The sequence below is a fragment of the Mycobacterium sp. SMC-2 genome (assembly GCF_025263485.1).
Classification (GTDB): Bacteria; Actinomycetota; Actinomycetes; order Mycobacteriales; family Mycobacteriaceae; genus Mycobacterium.
The window spans coordinates 5,180,030-5,196,241 of record NZ_CP079863.1 but is presented as its reverse complement, the minus strand read 5'-3'; the positions used below and the strand labels follow the sequence as shown (position 1 = coordinate 5,196,241).

Annotated in this window: 14 protein-coding genes; 10 read left to right on the top strand and 4 right to left on the bottom strand. The window is 68.5% G+C overall.

Features of this window, described 5'->3' with window-relative positions; translation table 11 throughout:
• Positions 1 to 15: 15 nt before the first annotated feature.
• A complete protein-coding gene (locus KXD96_RS24340; RefSeq protein ID WP_260740913.1) occupies positions 16 to 591 on the bottom strand; it encodes a hypothetical protein in 576 nt (191 codons plus the stop codon).
• 1 nt (position 592) lies between these two features.
• Complete coding sequence (locus KXD96_RS24335) at positions 593 to 1,636, bottom strand: M23 family metallopeptidase (protein ID WP_260740912.1); 1,044 nt, start codon at positions 1,634 to 1,636, stop codon at positions 593 to 595.
• 324 nt (positions 1,637 to 1,960) lie between these two features.
• Between KXD96_RS24335 and sucC the strand changes: the two genes are divergently transcribed.
• From sucC to KXD96_RS24320, 3 genes are read left to right on the top strand one after another with little or no spacing between them, the layout of a single operon-like run.
• Positions 1,961 to 3,124 (top strand): ADP-forming succinate--CoA ligase subunit beta, encoded by a 1,164-nt coding sequence (gene sucC, locus KXD96_RS24330; RefSeq protein ID WP_260740910.1) that lies wholly within the window; start codon positions 1,961 to 1,963, stop codon positions 3,122 to 3,124.
• A 12-nt stretch (positions 3,125 to 3,136) separates the two neighbouring features.
• Positions 3,137 to 4,039 carry a succinate--CoA ligase subunit alpha gene (gene sucD, locus KXD96_RS24325; protein WP_260740907.1) on the top strand — a complete coding sequence of 301 codons (903 nt, stop codon included), beginning with the start codon at positions 3,137 to 3,139 and terminating at the stop codon, positions 4,037 to 4,039.
• A 60-nt stretch (positions 4,040 to 4,099) separates the two neighbouring features.
• On the top strand, positions 4,100 to 5,620 hold the full coding sequence (locus KXD96_RS24320) for an acetyl-CoA acetyltransferase (protein ID WP_260740903.1): 1,521 nt from the start codon (positions 4,100 to 4,102) through the stop codon (positions 5,618 to 5,620).
• A gap of 91 nt (positions 5,621 to 5,711) precedes the next feature.
• Here the strand turns inward: KXD96_RS24320 and KXD96_RS24315 are convergent, their stop codons facing one another.
• The gene (locus tag KXD96_RS24315) at positions 5,712 to 6,560 is read right to left on the bottom strand and encodes an LLM class F420-dependent oxidoreductase (protein ID WP_260740900.1); all 849 of its coding nucleotides are present in this window, start codon (positions 6,558 to 6,560) and stop codon (positions 5,712 to 5,714) included.
• Between the two features lie 257 nt (positions 6,561 to 6,817).
• Here KXD96_RS24315 and KXD96_RS24310 point away from each other — a divergent pair, with 257 nt between their 5' ends.
• Genes KXD96_RS24310 through KXD96_RS24280 form a run of 7 tightly spaced genes read left to right on the top strand, consistent with a single transcriptional unit; the run spans position 6,818 to position 15,591 of the window.
• Positions 6,818 to 7,687 carry a DUF5336 domain-containing protein gene (locus KXD96_RS24310; RefSeq protein ID WP_260740898.1) on the top strand — a complete coding sequence of 290 codons (870 nt, stop codon included), beginning with the start codon at positions 6,818 to 6,820 and terminating at the stop codon, positions 7,685 to 7,687.
• Positions 7,688 to 7,726: 39 nt separating this feature from the next.
• Positions 7,727 to 9,073: a DUF6350 family protein gene (locus KXD96_RS24305; protein WP_260740897.1), complete on the top strand. Its 1,347-nt coding sequence runs from the start codon at positions 7,727 to 7,729 to the stop codon at positions 9,071 to 9,073.
• A 21-nt stretch (positions 9,074 to 9,094) separates the two neighbouring features.
• On the top strand, positions 9,095 to 9,742 hold the full coding sequence (gene purN, locus KXD96_RS24300; protein ID WP_260740894.1) for a phosphoribosylglycinamide formyltransferase: 648 nt from the start codon (positions 9,095 to 9,097) through the stop codon (positions 9,740 to 9,742).
• Complete coding sequence (purH, locus tag KXD96_RS24295) at positions 9,739 to 11,322, top strand: bifunctional phosphoribosylaminoimidazolecarboxamide formyltransferase/IMP cyclohydrolase (RefSeq protein ID WP_260740892.1); 1,584 nt, start codon at positions 9,739 to 9,741, stop codon at positions 11,320 to 11,322. Before purN ends, purH begins: the two co-directional genes overlap by 4 nt.
• A gap of 40 nt (positions 11,323 to 11,362) precedes the next feature.
• Positions 11,363 to 12,748: an ATP-binding protein gene (locus KXD96_RS24290; RefSeq protein ID WP_260740889.1), complete on the top strand. Its 1,386-nt coding sequence runs from the start codon at positions 11,363 to 11,365 to the stop codon at positions 12,746 to 12,748.
• Entirely contained in the window at positions 12,741 to 14,726 is a 1,986-nt protein-coding gene (locus KXD96_RS24285; protein ID WP_260740886.1) for a VWA domain-containing protein, read from the top strand. Before KXD96_RS24290 ends, KXD96_RS24285 begins: the two co-directional genes overlap by 8 nt.
• A gap of 16 nt (positions 14,727 to 14,742) precedes the next feature.
• On the top strand, positions 14,743 to 15,591 hold the full coding sequence (locus KXD96_RS24280) for an aldo/keto reductase (protein WP_260740883.1): 849 nt from the start codon (positions 14,743 to 14,745) through the stop codon (positions 15,589 to 15,591).
• A gap of 14 nt (positions 15,592 to 15,605) precedes the next feature.
• Here KXD96_RS24280 and KXD96_RS24275 read toward each other — a convergent pair whose 3' ends face one another.
• Entirely contained in the window at positions 15,606 to 16,208 is a 603-nt protein-coding gene (locus KXD96_RS24275; protein ID WP_260740878.1) for a DUF1707 domain-containing protein, read from the bottom strand.
• Between the last annotated feature and the right edge of the window lie 4 nt (positions 16,209 to 16,212).

Genomic DNA, 16,212 nt, shown 5'->3' with positions numbered 1-16,212 from the left:
CACCCGCGGGGCGGGTCAAGCCTCCACCCAGCGTTTGGTTCGCGGGTGCATCGCCAGCACCACGCTGGCGATCGGCAGCAGCGGCAGCAGGTGCACGACCCACGCGACACGGGCACCGGCGATGAAAACACCCAGGTAGGTCAGCACCGCGACGAGGGCGCCGGTCACGATGAGGTAGCGCCCGAAGGGGCGGTGCTGCAGCAACAGGATCACGCCCGACACCGTGGCCGCGGCGAACACCAGGGCCAGGAATGCGATCGCGATGCAGAACAGCCGGTCGCTTCGCCACCAGCCGGCGATCAGGTCGGTCGCGACCACCGACGTGGCCCAACCACTGACGATGCTGACGGCGCAGGCGGCGACGGCCGTCCGGTCGCTGGGCTCAGTGGCCGGCGCACCCGGAGTTGGTTGGCGTCCCGCGCGGGGAGCGCCCTGGTACGGCGGTGGCTGGGTGGGGATGTGGGTGGTCGGGAATTCCGGCGTTATGGGGATCGCTCCGGTGGGTGCCCGGCGGATGATGCGAGTTTGCGAGTCCGATGGCGTCGACTCGGACGGCTGCGGACCGGGGGATGGTTGATTCGGCGCGGTCACCTCAACCAGCGTAGTTGCCGACCATAAGACCTCGCTTAGCCAGCCACGGCACGGGGTCGATTCGTTCGGTGCCGCCCTGGAGCACCTCGAAATGCAGGTGCGGGCCGGTGGAGTTGCCGCGGTTGCCCATGGTGGCGATCTGGTCGCCGGCCATCACGCGCTGGCCGACGCTGACCAGCGTGGTGTTGACGTGGCCGTAGAGGGTGACCGTACCGTCGGCGTGGCGCAGCTTGACCAGTGCCCCGTAGCCGGCGGCCGGGCCGGCATCGATGACGACGCCGTCGGACACGGCGTAAATGGGTGTCCCGATCGAGTTGGCCAGGTCGATGCCGGCGTGCAGCACGCCCCAGCGGTAACCGAAGTTGGAGGTGAAGATGCCCTTCGTCGGCATCACGTAGAGCGGCTGCTGCAGCCGCGCCTCACGTTGGGCTCGGTCGTTAGCGAACGCGATGCCCTTGGCGAGCTCCTGGTTGTGCAGCGCGGCGCTCGCCGCCGGCTCGAGGGCGACCACCTGGGGGCCGCGGATGGTGTTGGTGCCCGATCCACCGATGAGCGCCGACGCGTTCGCGGTGAGCACGGCCTCGGTCTTGGGCGAATCGGCGTGGCTGGTGGCCGTGTGCGCCGCCGCGGCGGCCGCGCCGGCGGCCATCGCCGAGATGAGCAGGCGGCCCCTGGCCGCGCTGGTCGGTTGCTTGCGATGCTGCCCGCGGTGTCGGGCCACACCAACGACGTCGGTGGCGTGCGGGCGACCCCGTCGCGGCTCGGGTCCGACAACCACACGCGGCAGCAGCTCGGTCACGGGTGCGGCCAGCCACAGCGGTGCCGGGTCGTCGGCCTCGTTCAGGTCATCGAGCTCGGGCGCCAGCAACACCTGCGCTTCGTTGTCGAAGGTGGAGTCGTTGCTGTAGTCGAGGTCGCCGAGGTCGCTGACCTCGTCGCGCCAATCCAGGTCGTCGAAGTTGAAGCCGTCGAGTGGGAGGATTTCGGTGACTTCGTTGCGATGCGGTTCCGTCCCCCGGCCGCCTGCCGCGCGACCAACCCTCACCACGCCTGCTGTATCAGCAGTAGAAGGAGCTAAACGGTGCTGGGACAAGCTGAAATGCCCTCGTATCGTGACCATAACGTTATCTGGACCCTAGGAAGGTATCCGCTGACTCGCGGAGCTGGCAACCTCGTCGCGCTATCCGACCCGAAATTGTGATTTGGGTCACGGACCGGGTATGCAGCTACGCCGTGAGCTGTGCCACATCGCCGGACGCGCCGGAAACAGCCGGTTGGACGGTGGATACAGTTCGTCCGTGCGAGTTGCGGAATGCGGCACCGCCCACCAAGAGGCCTAGTAGTTGAGTCGAGCGAAGACAGAGAGTCCATGGACCTTTTCGAGTATCAAGCCAAAGAATTGTTCGTCAAGCACAACGTACCGACCACGCCGGGGCGGGTGACCGACACCGCCGAGGGCGCAAGGGAAATCGCGACCGAGGTCGGCGCGCCGGTGATGGTCAAGGCGCAGGTCAAGGTCGGCGGCCGCGGCAAGGCGGGTGGCGTCAAGTACGCGGCGACACCGGAAGACGCCTACCAACACGCCAAGAACATCCTCGGTCTCGACATCAAGGGACACATCGTCAAGAAGCTGCTGGTCGCCGAGGCCAGCGACATCGCCGAGGAGTACTACATCTCCTTCCTGCTCGACCGCGCCAACCGCACGTACCTCGCGATGTGCTCGGTCGAGGGCGGCATGGAAATCGAAGAGGTCGCCGCCACCAAGCCCGAGCGGCTGGCCAAGGTCCCGGTGAACGCCGTCAAAGGTGTCGACCTGGCAACCGCGCGGTCCATCGCCGAGAAGGGGCACCTGCCGGCCGAGGTGCTCGACGCCGCCGCGGTGACCATCAGCAAGCTGTGGGAGCTCTTCGTCGCCGAGGATGCCACCCTGGTCGAGGTCAACCCGCTGGTGCGCACCCCCGACGACCAGATCCTCGCGCTGGACGGAAAGGTCACCCTGGACGCCAACGCCGACTTCCGCCAGCCCGGCCACGCCGAATTCGAGGACCGCGACTCCACCGACCCGCTCGAGCTCAAGGCCAAGGAACACGACCTCAACTACGTGAAGCTGGACGGCGCGGTCGGCATCATCGGGAACGGCGCGGGCCTGGTCATGTCCACGCTCGACGTGGTCGCCTACGCCGGCGAAAAGCACGGCGGCGTCAAGCCGGCCAACTTCCTGGACATCGGCGGCGGCGCGTCGGCCGAGGTGATGGCCGCCGGCCTCGACGTCATCCTGAACGACAAGCAGGTCAAGAGCGTGTTCGTCAACGTGTTCGGGGGTATCACCTCGTGCGACGCCGTCGCCAACGGAATCGTGACCGCGCTGAAGATGCTCGGTGACGAGGCCAACAAGCCGCTCGTGGTCCGCCTCGACGGCAACAACGTCGACGAAGGCCGACGCATCCTGGCCCAAGCCAACCACCCGCTGGTGATCCAGGCCGACACCATGGACGCCGGCGCCGACAAAGCCGCCGAGCTGGCGAGCAAGTAAGGGAGCCAAGCGATGTCGATCTTTCTGAACAAGGACTCCAAAGTCATCGTCCAGGGCATCACCGGCGGCGAGGGCACCAAGCACACCGCGCTGATGCTGAAGGCGGGCACCCAGGTGGTGGGCGGCGTCAACGCCCGCAAGGCGGGCACCACCGTCTCGCACGTCGACGCGAAAGGCAGGGACGTCGAGCTGCCGGTGTTCGGCACCGTCGCGGAAGCGATGAAGGAGACCGGCGCCAACGTGTCGGTCGGCTTCGTGCCGCCGAAATTCGCCAAGGACGCCATGATCGAGGCCATTGACGCCGAGATTCCGCTGCTGGTCGTCATCACCGAGGGAATTCCGGTGCAGGACACCGCTTATGCGTGGGCCTACAACGTCGACCAGGGCCAGAAGACGCGCATCATCGGGCCCAACTGCCCGGGCATCATCACGCCGGGCGAGGCGCTGGCCGGCATCACCCCCGCCAACATCAGTGGACCCGGCCCCGTCGGGCTGGTGTCCAAGTCAGGCACGCTGACCTACCAGATGATGTACGAGCTGCGCGATTTCGGGTTCTCCACCTCGATCGGCATCGGCGGTGACCCGGTGATCGGCACCACCCACATCGACGCCATCGAGGCCTTCGAGAAGGACCCCGACACCAAGGTCATCGTGATGATCGGTGAGATCGGCGGCGACGCCGAGGAGCGTGCGGCCGACTACATCAAGGCGAACGTCTCCAAACCGGTCGTCGGCTATGTCGCGGGATTCACTGCGCCCGAAGGCAAGACGATGGGCCACGCCGGTGCCATCGTGTCCGGCTCGTCGGGAACCGCGGCCGCCAAGAAGGAGGCCCTGGAGGCCGCCGGCGTCAAGGTCGGCAAGACTCCGTCGGCGACCGCGGCATTGGCCCGGGAGATCCTGCAGAGCCTGTAGGGGTTGCCGAGCGGGCCCCCGATTAGGCCCGGGGACGGGCCTGCGGTAGATAGTTGGTCTATGAATCTGGACCCGAACACCCCCGTCGTCGTCGGCGTGGGGCAGGCCGCCGAGCGCATCGACGACCCGACCTACCGCGGGATGTCGCCCGTCGAACTTGCCGCGGCGGCGGCTCGGGCCGCCGTCGACGACTGTGGTGCCGGGGACGTCGCGGCGGTGATCGACACCGTGGCCGGTGTCAGGCAGTTCGAGATCTCCGGCATTATCAATGCGCCGCTGGGGCGTTCGAACAACTACCCGCGATCCGTGGCCAACCGCATCGGCGCCTCGCCCGCCCGCGCGATCCTCGAGATCGTCGGCGGCCAGGGGCCTCAGCACCTGATCAGCGAGCTGGCCGGGGAGATCGCGGCGGGCCGCTCCCAGGCCGCGATGGTGTTCGGTTCGGACGCGACGTCGACGCTGCGCTACTTCGCCAAAGCCGAAGCCAGGCCCGACTTCACCGAGACGGTCGACGGTGACCTCGAAGACCGGGGCCAGGGCATCGAGAAGCTCGTGTCGCGCTACACCGTCATGCACGGGCTGACCAGCGCGCCGATCCAGTACGCGCTGTTGGAGAATGCCCGCCGGGCCGGGACCGGGTTGGGGCCGGCGGAGTACCGCCGGCGGATGGGCGAGCTCTTCGCGCCCTTCACCAAGATCGCCGCCAGCAATCCGTTCGCCGCCGCGCCGGTGGAGCGCACGGTCGAGGAGCTGATCACCGTGACCGAGCGCAACCGGATGATCGCGGAGCCGTACCCGCGGCTGATGGTCGCCCGCGACCAGGTGAACCAGGGCGCGGCCGCGCTGCTGATGTCGGTCGGCGCGGCGCGTCGCCTCGGGGTGCCCGAGGAGAACTGGGTGTACCTGCACGGCCACGCCGACCTCGAAGAGCAGGCGCTGCTGCAGCGCCCCGATCTCGGGCATGCGCCGTCGCACGTCCTGGCCGTCCGAGAGGCGCTGGCGATGGCCGGCATCGGCGTCGACGACGTCGCCACCTTCGATCTGTACAGCTGCTTTCCGGTGCCGGTGTTCAACATCTGCGACGGCATGGGCATCGCGCCCGACGATCCGCGCGGCCTGACGCTGACGGGCGGGCTGCCGTTCTTCGGCGGCGCCGGCAACAACTACTCGATGCATGCCGTCGCCGAGACCGTCGGGCAAATGCGAAGGACGCCGGGCGAATTCGGCCTCGTGGGCGCCAACGGCGGCATCCTGAGCAAGTACTCGGTCGGCGTGTACTCCACCACTCCGGCGGAATGGAAGCCCGCCCGCAGCGCGCAGGCGCAGCAGCAGGTCGCCGATTGGCCGACCGAGTCGGTGATCGAGCGGGCCGACGGCGTCGGCACCGTCGAGACCTATACGGTGCGGCGCGACGACGGCCGCCCGACCGGGATCATCATCGGCCGGCTGGACGACGGCAGCCGGTTTTTGTCCACCACCGAGGACGACGAACTGATCGCGCTGCTGATCGATGGCGACCCGCTGGGTCAATCGGTGCGGGTGCGCTCCTTCGACTACGGCAACCGCTGCACGTTGGCCTGACGCACCGTCGTTCCGCGACACGCAAACCACACACACGACACGCCGCGGTGTGCGGGCCGTGGTGGGTTATGTCTGCGGATGCGCAGTCTTGTCAGACGAGGGCGGCCAGCTTGCCCGCCAGCCGCTCGACGTAGGCGACGACCTCGTCCTCGGCGCGGTCCGGCAGGCCGAACAGCACCTCGGTCACCCCCAGCTCGGCCCATTTGGCGAGTTTCTCGGGGATCGGCTTGAGGTCCAGCGCCACGATCTGCGGGGCACCGTCACGGCCGGCGGCCGCCCAGGTGTCCTGCAGCAACTTCACCGGCTCCTCGATGTCGAAGTCGCGCGGGGTGGTGATCCAGCCGTCGGCGCTGCGGGCGATCCACTTGAAGTTCTTCTCGTTCCCGGCGGCACCCACCAGCACGGGAATATGTGGCTGCACGGGCTTGGGCCATGCCCAGCTCGGACCGAACTTGACGAACTCGCCGTCGTAGGCGGCTTCCTCTTTGGTCCACAGCTCCCGCATGGCTTCGATGTACTCGCGCAGCATGGTGCGGCGGCGCGCGGGCGGCACGCCGTGGTCGGCCAGCTCGTCGGTGTTCCAGCCGAACCCGACGCCGAGGCTGACCCGTCCACCGGACAAATGGTCAAGGGTGGCAATGCTTTTGGCCAACGTGATCGGATCGTGTTCGACGGGCAGCGCGACCGCCGTCGACAGCCGCACTCGCGACGTGACGGCGCACGCCGCGCCCAGACTTACCCATGGGTCCAGCGTCCGCATGTAGCGGTCGTCGGGAAGCGACGCGTCGCCCGTCGTGGGGTGCGCCGCCTCGCGCTTGATCGGGATGTGGGTGTGTTCGGGAACGTAAAAGGTCGTGAAGCCGTGTTCGTCGGCAAGCTTCGCGGCCGACGCCGGAGAGATGCCACGGTCGCTGGTAAAAAGCACAAGGCCGTAATCCATGGGGAGAATTAGAACGTGTTCTACCTCCGCTGGGCAAGCTGCGGTCGCGGCGGCCCGGATTGGAGCCGGTCTCGTGTCCAAGCCGGTCGCCACCGCACGGGCCTTCCGAAGTGCGCTAGCGTGGTTGATCGATCGCGTCGCAACGCAACCGCCGGGCACGGCGTTTATGGAACGGCGCGCCGCAAGCACAGCGTCGCGATGCAACCGTGGCGCCCGCACAGGCACTTCAACGGCACTGGAAGCAACAGGAGGAGCCAATGACCTACTCGCCTGGTAGCCCCGGATACCCGCCTGCGCCCCAGGGCGGCTCCTACGCGGGCGCCACTCCGTCGTTCACCAAGGACGACGACGGCGCGACGAAGCTCCCGCTCTACCTGAACATCGCGGTGGTGGTGCTCGGCCTGGGGGTGTATCTACTGAACTTCGGTCCCACGTTCACCGTCGGTGCCGATCTCGGCGCGGGCGTCGGGGGACGCGCCGGCGACGCGGGCACCGCGGTCATCGTCGCGGTCCTGGCTGCACTGCTCGCGGGGCTGAGCCTGGTGCCCAAGGCCAAGGGCTATGCCGGAATCGTCGCCGTCATCGCGGTTCTGGGCGCGTTGCTGGCCATCACCGAGACGGTCAACCTGCCCGCCGGCTTCTCGATCGGCTGGGCGATGTGGCCCCTGGTGGCGTGCAGCGTGCTCCAGGCGGTCGCCGCCGTCGTCGTCGTTCTGTTGGACGCGGGCGTGATCACTGCGCCGGCGCCGCGGCCGAAGTACGACCCCTATGCCCAGTACGGCCAGTACGGGCAATACGGCCAGTACGGCCAGCAGCCCTACTACGGTCAGCCGGGCCAGCAGCACCCGGGGTACGGCTCGCAGTACGGCGGTTATCCCAGCCAAGCCCCGACCCAAAGCGCAGTTTCGACCGGCGGTTTCGGCGCCCAGTCCGCGCCGCAGTCGGGGCCCCAGCAGGCCGCGCAGCAAGGACCGTCCACACCGCCCACGGGCTTCCCCAGCTTCAGCCCGCCGCCCGCGGCCGGTGCGGGCTCCGAGGGTTCGGCGCCCAATTACTCCGGGGGCCAGCAGTCCTACGGCCAGGAGCAGCAGCCGCCTTCGTCGCCGTCTGGTCCAGCGCCGTCCTGATCGTGCGCCCTCGCGCCTAGTCGGGACGTGCGCCAAAGAGTGAAAAGGGTGTCGGAAGGCGCGGACAGCCGGCCAGCGGGCGCTCGCCAGGCGCGTGACCTGGTCCGGGTCGCGTTCGGCCCGGCGCTGGTGGCCCTGGTGATCATCGCCGCGGTCACGCTGCTGCAGTTGCTGATCGCCAACAGCGACATGACCGGGGCGCTGGGCGCAATCGCCAGCATGTGGCTCGCCGTGCACCAGGTGCCGATTTCGATCGGCGGCCGCGAGCTGGGCGTGCTGCCGTTGCTGCCGGTGCTGTTGATGATCTGGGCTACCGCGCGCGGCACGGCCCGGGCCACCTCTGCGTATTCCTCGTGGCTGGTGGTCCGCTGGGTTGTCGCGTCGGCGCTGGGCGGCCCCCTGCTGATCGCGGCGATCGCCCTGGCGGTCATCCATGACGCGTCGTCGGTGATCACCGAGCTGCAGACGCCCAGCGCCCTGCGCGCGTTCGCCAGCGTGCTGGTTGTGCACGCCGTCGGCGCCGCCATCGGTGTGTGGTCCCGGGTGGGACGACGGGCGTTGGCGGCGTCGTCGCTGCCGTTATGGCTGGGCGATGCGCTGCGTGCGGCGTCCGCCGGTGTGCTGGCGTTGGTCGGGCTCTCCGGCATGGTCACGGCGGCCTCGTTGGTGGTGCATTGGGCGACGATGCAGGACCTCTACGGGATCACCGATTCGATATTCGGGCAGTTCAGCCTGACGGTGCTGTCGGTGCTTTACGCCCCCAACGTCATCGTCGGCACCTCGGCTATGGCGGTCGGGTCCAGCGCCCACCTGGGCTTCGCGACCTTCAGTTCGTTCACCGTCTTCGGCGGCGACATTCCGGCGCTGCCGATCCTGGCCGCGGCCCCCCGACCGCCGCTCGGGCCGGTATGGGTGGCGCTGCTCATCATCGGCGCGTCGTCCGGAGTGGCGGTCGGACAACAATGCGCCCGGCGCGCGCTGCCGCTGATCCCGGCGATGGCCAAGCTTCTGGTCGCTTCCGTCGCCGGGGCGTTGGCGATGTCCCTGCTCGCGTACGGCGGCAGCGGACGGCTGGGCAACTTCGGCGACGTCGGCGTCGACCAGGGCGCTCTGCTGATCGGGGTGTTCTTCTGGTTCTCGGTCGTGGGCGGCATCACGGTATTGATGAGCGGCGGCGTCAGGGCCAGGCCCCGGCGGCCCAAGCCCGTGCCGGCCGCGGCGGAAGAACCCGCGGACTTTGCGGAGGTCTCCGACGGGCCAGACGACGAACCGCCGGCCGAGCCGGACGACTTCCCCGGGCACGACGCGCCGGTGAGCGACGGCGGCGACGCGCCACCCCCCGAGGAGGCGGGGCCGACCGCGACCGACCGCGAGTCCGGCGAGTAGCTCCCACTAGGCTCTCTGCTTGTGGCCGAACCGCTCCATGTGCCCCCGAGTGCGCCGGCGCGGGTAGTGGTGCTGGCATCGGGTACCGGGTCGCTGCTGAGCTCCCTGCTCGACGCCGCCGTCGGCGAGTACCCCGCCCGGGTGGTGGCGGTGGGCGCCGATCGCGACTGCCTGGCCACCGAGATCGCCGCGCGGGCGGCAGTCCCGACGTTCATGGCCCGGCTCGGCGACCACCCCGACCGCGCCGCCTGGGACGCGGCCATCACCGAAGCCGCCGCCGCTTACTCGCCCGATCTGGTGGTGTCGGCGGGGTTTATGAAAATACTTGGGCCCCAATTCCTTTCGCGGTTCTACGGGCGGATCATCAATACGCATCCGGCATTGTTGCCCGCCTTCCCGGGGGCACACGGGGTGGCCGACGCGTTGGCCTACGGCGTCAAGGTCACAGGTTGTACGGTGCACCTGGTGGACGCCGGCACGGACACCGGGCCGATTCTGGCGCAGCAATCCGTGCCGGTGCTCGACGGCGACAGCGTAGAGACCCTGCACGAACGCATCAAGGTCACCGAACGGAAGCTCCTGGTGGACGTGGTGGCCGAGATCGCGACCGGCGGCCTGACCCTGGTCGGGAGAACAGCGACGATCGGACGAAAGGCGACCCAGCGATGAGCACCGACGACTGGCCGGAGACGGCGAAAAGGCCGATCCGCCGCGCGTTGATCAGCGTCTACGACAAGACCGGACTCGTCGAACTCGCCCGGGGACTGGCGGAGGCGGGCGTGGAGATCGTCTCGACCGGATCGACCGCGAAGACCATTGCCGAAAAAGGGATTCCGGTCACCCGGGTGGAGGAGCTGACCGGCTTTCCCGAGGTGCTCGACGGCCGGGTCAAGACGCTGCACCCGCGGGTGCATGCCGGCCTGCTGGCGGATCTTCGCAAACGCGAGCACGCCGCGGCGCTCGAGGAACTCGGCATCGCGGCGTTCGAACTCGTCGTCGTCAACCTGTATCCGTTCAGCGAGACCGTTGATTCCGGCGCCAGCATCGACGACTGCGTCGAGCAGATCGACATCGGCGGGCCGTCGATGGTCCGCGCGGCCGCGAAGAACCACCCGAGCGTGGCGGTGATCACCGACCCGCGCGGCTATGACGGCGTGCTGGCCGCGGTGCGCCACGGCGGATTCACGCTCGCCGAGCGCAAGAAGCTGGCCGCGCTGGCGTTTCAGCACACCGCGGAATACGACATCGCCGTGGCGGGCTGGATGGAGTCGACGCTGGCGCCCGAGCATCCGCCGACGGCGTTCCCCAAGTGGCTGGGGCGCAGCTGGAGCCGCTCGACGATGCTGCGCTACGGCGAGAACCCGCATCAGCAGGCGGCGCTCTACAGCGACCCCGGCGCCTGGCCGGGACTGGCGCAAGCCGAGCAGCTGCACGGAAAAGAGATGTCCTACAACAACTTCACCGACGCGGACGCGGCCTGGCGGGCCGCCTTCGACCACGAACAGATCTGCGTCGCCATCATCAAGCACGCCAACCCCTGTGGGATCGCCGTCTCGTCGGAATCGGTGGCCGACGCGCACCGCAAGGCCCACGAATGCGATCCGCTGAGCGCCTTCGGCGGCGTCATCGCGACCAACACCGAGGTCAGCCTCGAGATGGCCGAATACGTGAGCACCATCTTCACCGAAGTCATCGTCGCGCCCGCGTACGCGCCGGAGGCTTTAACAGCCCTGACGCGCAAGAAGAACATCCGGGTCCTGGTGGCCTCCGAGCCGCTGACCGGAGGCACCGAGCTGCGGCCGATCAGCGGTGGGCTGCTGGTCCAGCAACGTGACGAGTTCGACGCGCACGGCGACAACCCGGCCAACTGGACGCTGGCGACGGGATCACCGGCCGACCCGGCGACGCTGAGCGACCTGGTCTTCGCGTGGCGGGCGTGCCGGGCGGTCAAGTCGAACGCCATCGTGATCGCGGGCGGCGGCGCGACCATCGGCGTCGGCATGGGGCAGGTGAACCGGGTCGACGCCGCTCGGCTGGCCGTCGAACGTGGTGGCGACCGGGTCCGCGGCGCGGTCGCCGCCTCGGACGCCTTCTTCCCGTTCCCCGACGGGCTGGAAACGCTGACCGCCGCCGGGGTGAAGGCGATAGTGCACCCCGGAGGTTCCGTGCGCGACGAGGAGGTGACCGCGGCGGCGGCCAACGCCGGTGTCACGTTGTACCTCACCGGGGCCCGCCACTTCGCTCACTGAAGCTCAGCGCGTGGGGCCTTTGCGCAACGCGTAGCGTGGAGTGGTGCCATCACCCAGCAATCTGCCCCGCACCGTCGGCGAACTGCGCGCCGCCGGCCACCGTGAACGGGGAGTCAAACAAGAAATCCGGGAAAACCTGCTGACCGCGTTGGCCGAGGGCGACGAGGTTTGGCCGGGGATCCTGGGCTTCGAGGAAACCGTCCTGCCCCAGCTGGAGCGGGCGCTGATCGCCGGGCATGACTTCGTTCTGCTCGGCGAGCGTGGTCAGGGCAAGACGCGGCTGCTGCGCGCCCTGGTCGGGTTGCTCGACGAATGGACGCCGGTGATCGCCGGGGCGGAATTGGGCGAGCACCCGTACTCGCCGATCACGCCGGAGTCGATCCGCAAGGCCGCCACCCTGGGCGACGACCTGCCGGTGGAATGGAAGCACCGCAGCGAGCGCTACACCGAGAAGCTGGCTACCCCCGACACCAGCGTCGCCGACCTCGTCGGCGACATCGACCCGATCAAGGTCGCGGAGGGCCGCAGCCTCGGTGACCCGGAAACCATCGCCTACGGCCTGATCCCGCGCGCACACCGCGGCATCGTCGCGGTCAACGAGCTTCCCGACCTGGCCGAGCGCATCCAGGTGTCGATGCTCAACGTCATGGAGGAGCGCGACATCCAGGTCCGTGGATATACCCTGCGCCTGCCGCTGGACGTGTTGGTGGTCGCCAGCGCCAACCCCGAGGACTACACCAACCGGGGCCGCATCATCACCCCGCTCAAGGACCGGTTCGGTGCGGAGATCCGCACGCACTACCCGCTGGAGCTGGACGCGGAGGTGGGCGTCATCGTCCAGGAGGCGCACCTTTCCGCGCAGGTGCCCGACTACCTGATGCAGGTCATCGCCCGGTTCGCCCGTTACCTGCGGGAGTCGAGTTCGGTCGACCAACGCTCCGGGGTGTCGGCGCGGTTCGCGATCGCCGCGGCCGAAACCGTGGCGGCCGCGGCCCGGCACCGCGGCGCGGTCTTGGGCGAGACCGATCCGGTGGCCCGCGTGGTGGACCTCGGCACGGTGATCGACGTGCTGCGCGGCAAGCTGGAATTCGAGTCGGGCGAGGAGGGCCGCGAGCAGGCCGTGCTCGAACACCTGCTGCGCCGCGCGACGGCCGATACCGCGTCGCGGGTGCTGGGCGGCATCGACGTGGGGTCGCTGGTGGCCGCGGTCGAGGGCGGTTCGGCGGTCACGACGGGCGAGCGGGTGTCGGCCAAGGACGTGCTGGCCGCAATTCCCGCCCTACCGGTGGTGGACAAGATCGCCGACAAGCTCAACGCCCGGTCGGAGGGTGAGCGCGCCGCGGCGCTGGAACTCGCGCTGGAGGCCTTGTATCTGGCGAAGCGGATCGACAAGGTGTCCGGGGAAGGCCAAACCGTTTATGGCTAGAGGGCATTCGTCGCGCTACTCGGCGTATACCGGCGGGCCCGACCCGCTGGCCCCGCCGGTGGATCTGCGCGAGGCTCTCGAGCAGATCGGGCAGGACGTCATGGCCGGCACGTCGCCGCGCCGCGCGCTGTCCGAGCTGCTGCGCCGCGGCACCAATAACATGAGGGGAGCCGACCGGCTGGCGGCCGAGGCCAACAAGCGCCGACGAGAATTATTGCGCCGCAATAACTTAGATGGAACCCTGCAGGAAATCAAGAAGCTACTGGACGAGGCGGTGCTGGCCGAACGTAAAGAGCTGGCCCGCGCGCTCGACGACGACGCCCGCTTCGGTGAACTGCAGCTCGACGCTTTGCCGGCGTCGCCGGCCAAGGCCGTCCAGGAACTCTCCGACTACAACTGGCGCAGCAACGAGGCCCGCGAAAAGTACGACCAGATCAAGGATCTGCTCGGCCGCGAGATGCTGGATCAGCGTTTCGCGGGCATGAAGCAGGCACTCGAAGGCGCCACCGACGAGGACCGCCAGCGCGTCAACGACATGTTGAACGACCTCAACGAGCTGCTGGACAAGCATGCCCGCGGTGAGGACACGCAGCAGGACTTTCAAGACTTCATGAATAAGCACGGCGAGTTCTTCCCGGAGAACCCGCGCAACGTCGACGAGCTGCTGGACTCGCTGGCCAAGCGCGCCGCCGCCGCGCAACGCTTCCGCAACAGCCTGAGCCCGGACCAGCGCGCCGAGCTGGATGCGTTGGCGCAGCAGGCATTCGGGTCGCCTTCGCTGATGCAGGCGCTGAACCGGCTCGACGCGCATCTGCAGGCCGCCCGGCCGGGGGAGGACTGGACGGGCTCCGAACAGTTCTCCGGCGACAACCCGTTCGGCATGGGCGAGGGCACCCAGGCGCTGGCCGACATCGCCGAACTCGAGCAGCTCGCCGAGCAGCTGTCGCAGAGCTATCCGGGCGCCACGATGGACGACGTCGACCTCGACGCGCTGGCGCGCCAGCTCGGCGACCAGGCCGCCGTCGACGCCCGCACCCTCGCCGAATTGGAACGCGCACTGGTCAATCAGGGATTCCTTGACCGCGGTTCCGACGGGCAGTGGCGGCTCTCGCCGAAGGCCATGCGCCGGCTGGGCGAGACGGCGCTACGCGATGTGGCGCAACAGCTTTCCGGTCGCCGCGGCGAGCGAGACCATCGGCGCGCGGGAGCGGCCGGTGAGCTGACCGGCGCGACCCGGCCCTGGCAGTTCGGTGACACCGAGCCGTGGAACATCTCCCGGACGCTGACCAACGCGGTGCTGCGACAGTCGGGAACGGCCACGCTGCACGGTGGGGTCGGCCCACTGAAGATCACCGTGGACGACGTCGAGGTGTCCGAAACCGAAACGCGCACCCAGGCGGCGGTGGCCTTGCTGGTCGACACGTCGTTCTCCATGGTGATGGAGAACCGCTGGCTGCCGATGAAGCAGACGGCGCTCGCGCTGAATCACCTGGTGCGCACCCGGTTTCGCTCGGATGCCTTGCAGATCATCGCGTTCGGCCGCTACGCGCGCACAGTGACCGCCGCCGAGCTCACCGGTCTGGAGGGCGTCTACGAGCAGGGCACCAACCTGCATCACGCCCTGGCGCTGGCCGGCCGGCACCTGCGGCGGCACCCCAACGCGCAGCCCGTCGTGTTGGTGGTGACCGACGGCGAGCCCACCGCACACCTGGAAGACTTCGACGGCGAAGGCGGTTCCACGGTGTTTTTCGACTACCCCCCGCATCCGCGGACCATCGCCCACACCGTGCGCGGGTTCGACGACATGGCCCGCCTCGGTGCGCAGATCACCATCTTCCGGCTCGGCAGCGACCGCGGTCTGGCCCGGTTCATCGACCAGGTCGCCCGGCGCGTCGAGGGACGGGTCGTGGTGCCCGACGTCGACGGGCTGGGCGCGGCCGTGGTGGGAGACTACCTGCGGTCCCGGCGCCGCCGTTAGACGAGAAAGGAGACGCATGAGCAAGGTTCCGACGATCGAGCTCAACGATGGTGTCAGCATTCCGCAACTGGGCTTCGGTGTCTTCCAGATCAAGCCCGACGAGACCGCGGCGGCGGTCAAGACCGCACTTCAGATCGGCTACCGGCACATCGACACCGCCGAGATGTATGGCAACGAAAAGGAAGTCGGACAGGGCATTCGGGACGCCGGACTGGACCGCGCCGACGTGTTCGTCACCAGCAAGCTCAACAACGGCTTTCACAAACCCGACGACGCGCGCCGCGCCTTCGACCAAACACTGAAGGCCTTGGACTCCGACTACGTCGACCTGTTTCTCATCCACTGGCCGCTGCCCACGCTCTACGACGGCGACTTCGTCTCGACCTGGAAGGTCTTCGAAGAGTTCGCCCGCGACGGGCGCGCCCGCAGCATCGGCGTCTCGAATTTCCAAGTAGCACACCTGGATCGGCTCGCCAATGAGACGGACACCGTCCCGTCGGTCAACCAGATCGAGGTTCATCCTTTCTTCGGCAACGAGCAGGTCCGGTCGTACGGACGCGGGCACGGCATCGCCACCGAGGCGTGGGCACCCATCGCACAGGGCAAGGTGCTCGATGATCCGGTGATCAACCGCGTCGCCGATGCACGGGGCAAGTCCGCGGCGCAGGTGGTGCTGCGCTGGCACATTCAGCGGGGCGACATCGTCTTCCCCAAGTCGGTGACCCCGCAGCGGGTCAAAGAAAACTTCGAGCTATTCGACTTCGAATTGGACGACTCGGACATGGCCGCGATCTCAGGCCTGGACAAGGGTGAGGCGGGAAGGAACGGGCCCAACCCGGAGACCTTCGACTACGTGCCCGGCTGACGCTCGCGCCGCGGCTATCCCGATCGCCTGCGCGCCCGGCGCTTGATCCCCACACCGCCCCATAGTGACCAGCCGTGAATTCTCACCTTCGGTGCGCCCGGGGTGCCCTGGCCGAGGACGCTGCGGTCGAAGTTGCCCATGACGCCGCGGCCGTGAATTTCGACGTTGACTTCCGGCGGCAGCAAAATGTTTGTCATCCCCATGATCGACATCGCGTGGATGTCGACCTCGGTCGAGGTGAAGTCGGCGTAACGCAGATCCACCACCCCGTTGCCCCACAACGTGAACGTGGTCAGCTTCTTGGGCACGTTCCAGCGGCCCCGCCGCTCGAAGCCGCTCAACAGAGCCAGCAGCAGTGTGGACGGGGCCGGGTTCGGCGTGCCGCCGCGGCGCGGGTTGATCGGCGAACCCGGCAGATCGGCCCGTAGCTGGTCCAACTCTTCGTACGTCGTCGCCGCGTAGGCCCTGGCCAGGCGGTCTTCGTAGTCCTTCAGCTGCAGGCGGCCCTGCTCGACCGCGTAGGCCAGCAACTGTGCGAGCTGTATGCGATCGGTGTCGGCGGCGCGCGACGATTCGTCGCTCGTGTCCTTCGCGTCGCGTTGCGCAGAGTTACTCATTACC

Coding starts and splice junctions, on each gene's coding strand:
- sucC (WP_260740910.1), top strand. CDS start 1,961: ATGGACCTTTTCGAGTATCAAGCCAAAGAATTGTTCGTCAAGCACAAC.
- sucD (WP_260740907.1), top strand. CDS start 3,137: ATGTCGATCTTTCTGAACAAGGACTCCAAAGTCATCGTCCAGGGCATC.
- KXD96_RS24320 (WP_260740903.1), top strand. CDS start 4,100: ATGAATCTGGACCCGAACACCCCCGTCGTCGTCGGCGTGGGGCAGGCC.
- KXD96_RS24315 (WP_260740900.1), bottom strand. CDS start 6,560: ATGGATTACGGCCTTGTGCTTTTTACCAGCGACCGTGGCATCTCTCCG.
- KXD96_RS24310 (WP_260740898.1), top strand. CDS start 6,818: ATGACCTACTCGCCTGGTAGCCCCGGATACCCGCCTGCGCCCCAGGGC.
- purH (WP_260740892.1), top strand. CDS start 9,739: ATGAGCACCGACGACTGGCCGGAGACGGCGAAAAGGCCGATCCGCCGC.
- KXD96_RS24285 (WP_260740886.1), top strand. CDS start 12,741: ATGGCTAGAGGGCATTCGTCGCGCTACTCGGCGTATACCGGCGGGCCC.
- KXD96_RS24280 (WP_260740883.1), top strand. CDS start 14,743: ATGAGCAAGGTTCCGACGATCGAGCTCAACGATGGTGTCAGCATTCCG.
- KXD96_RS24275 (WP_260740878.1), bottom strand. CDS start 16,208: ATGAGTAACTCTGCGCAACGCGACGCGAAGGACACGAGCGACGAATCG.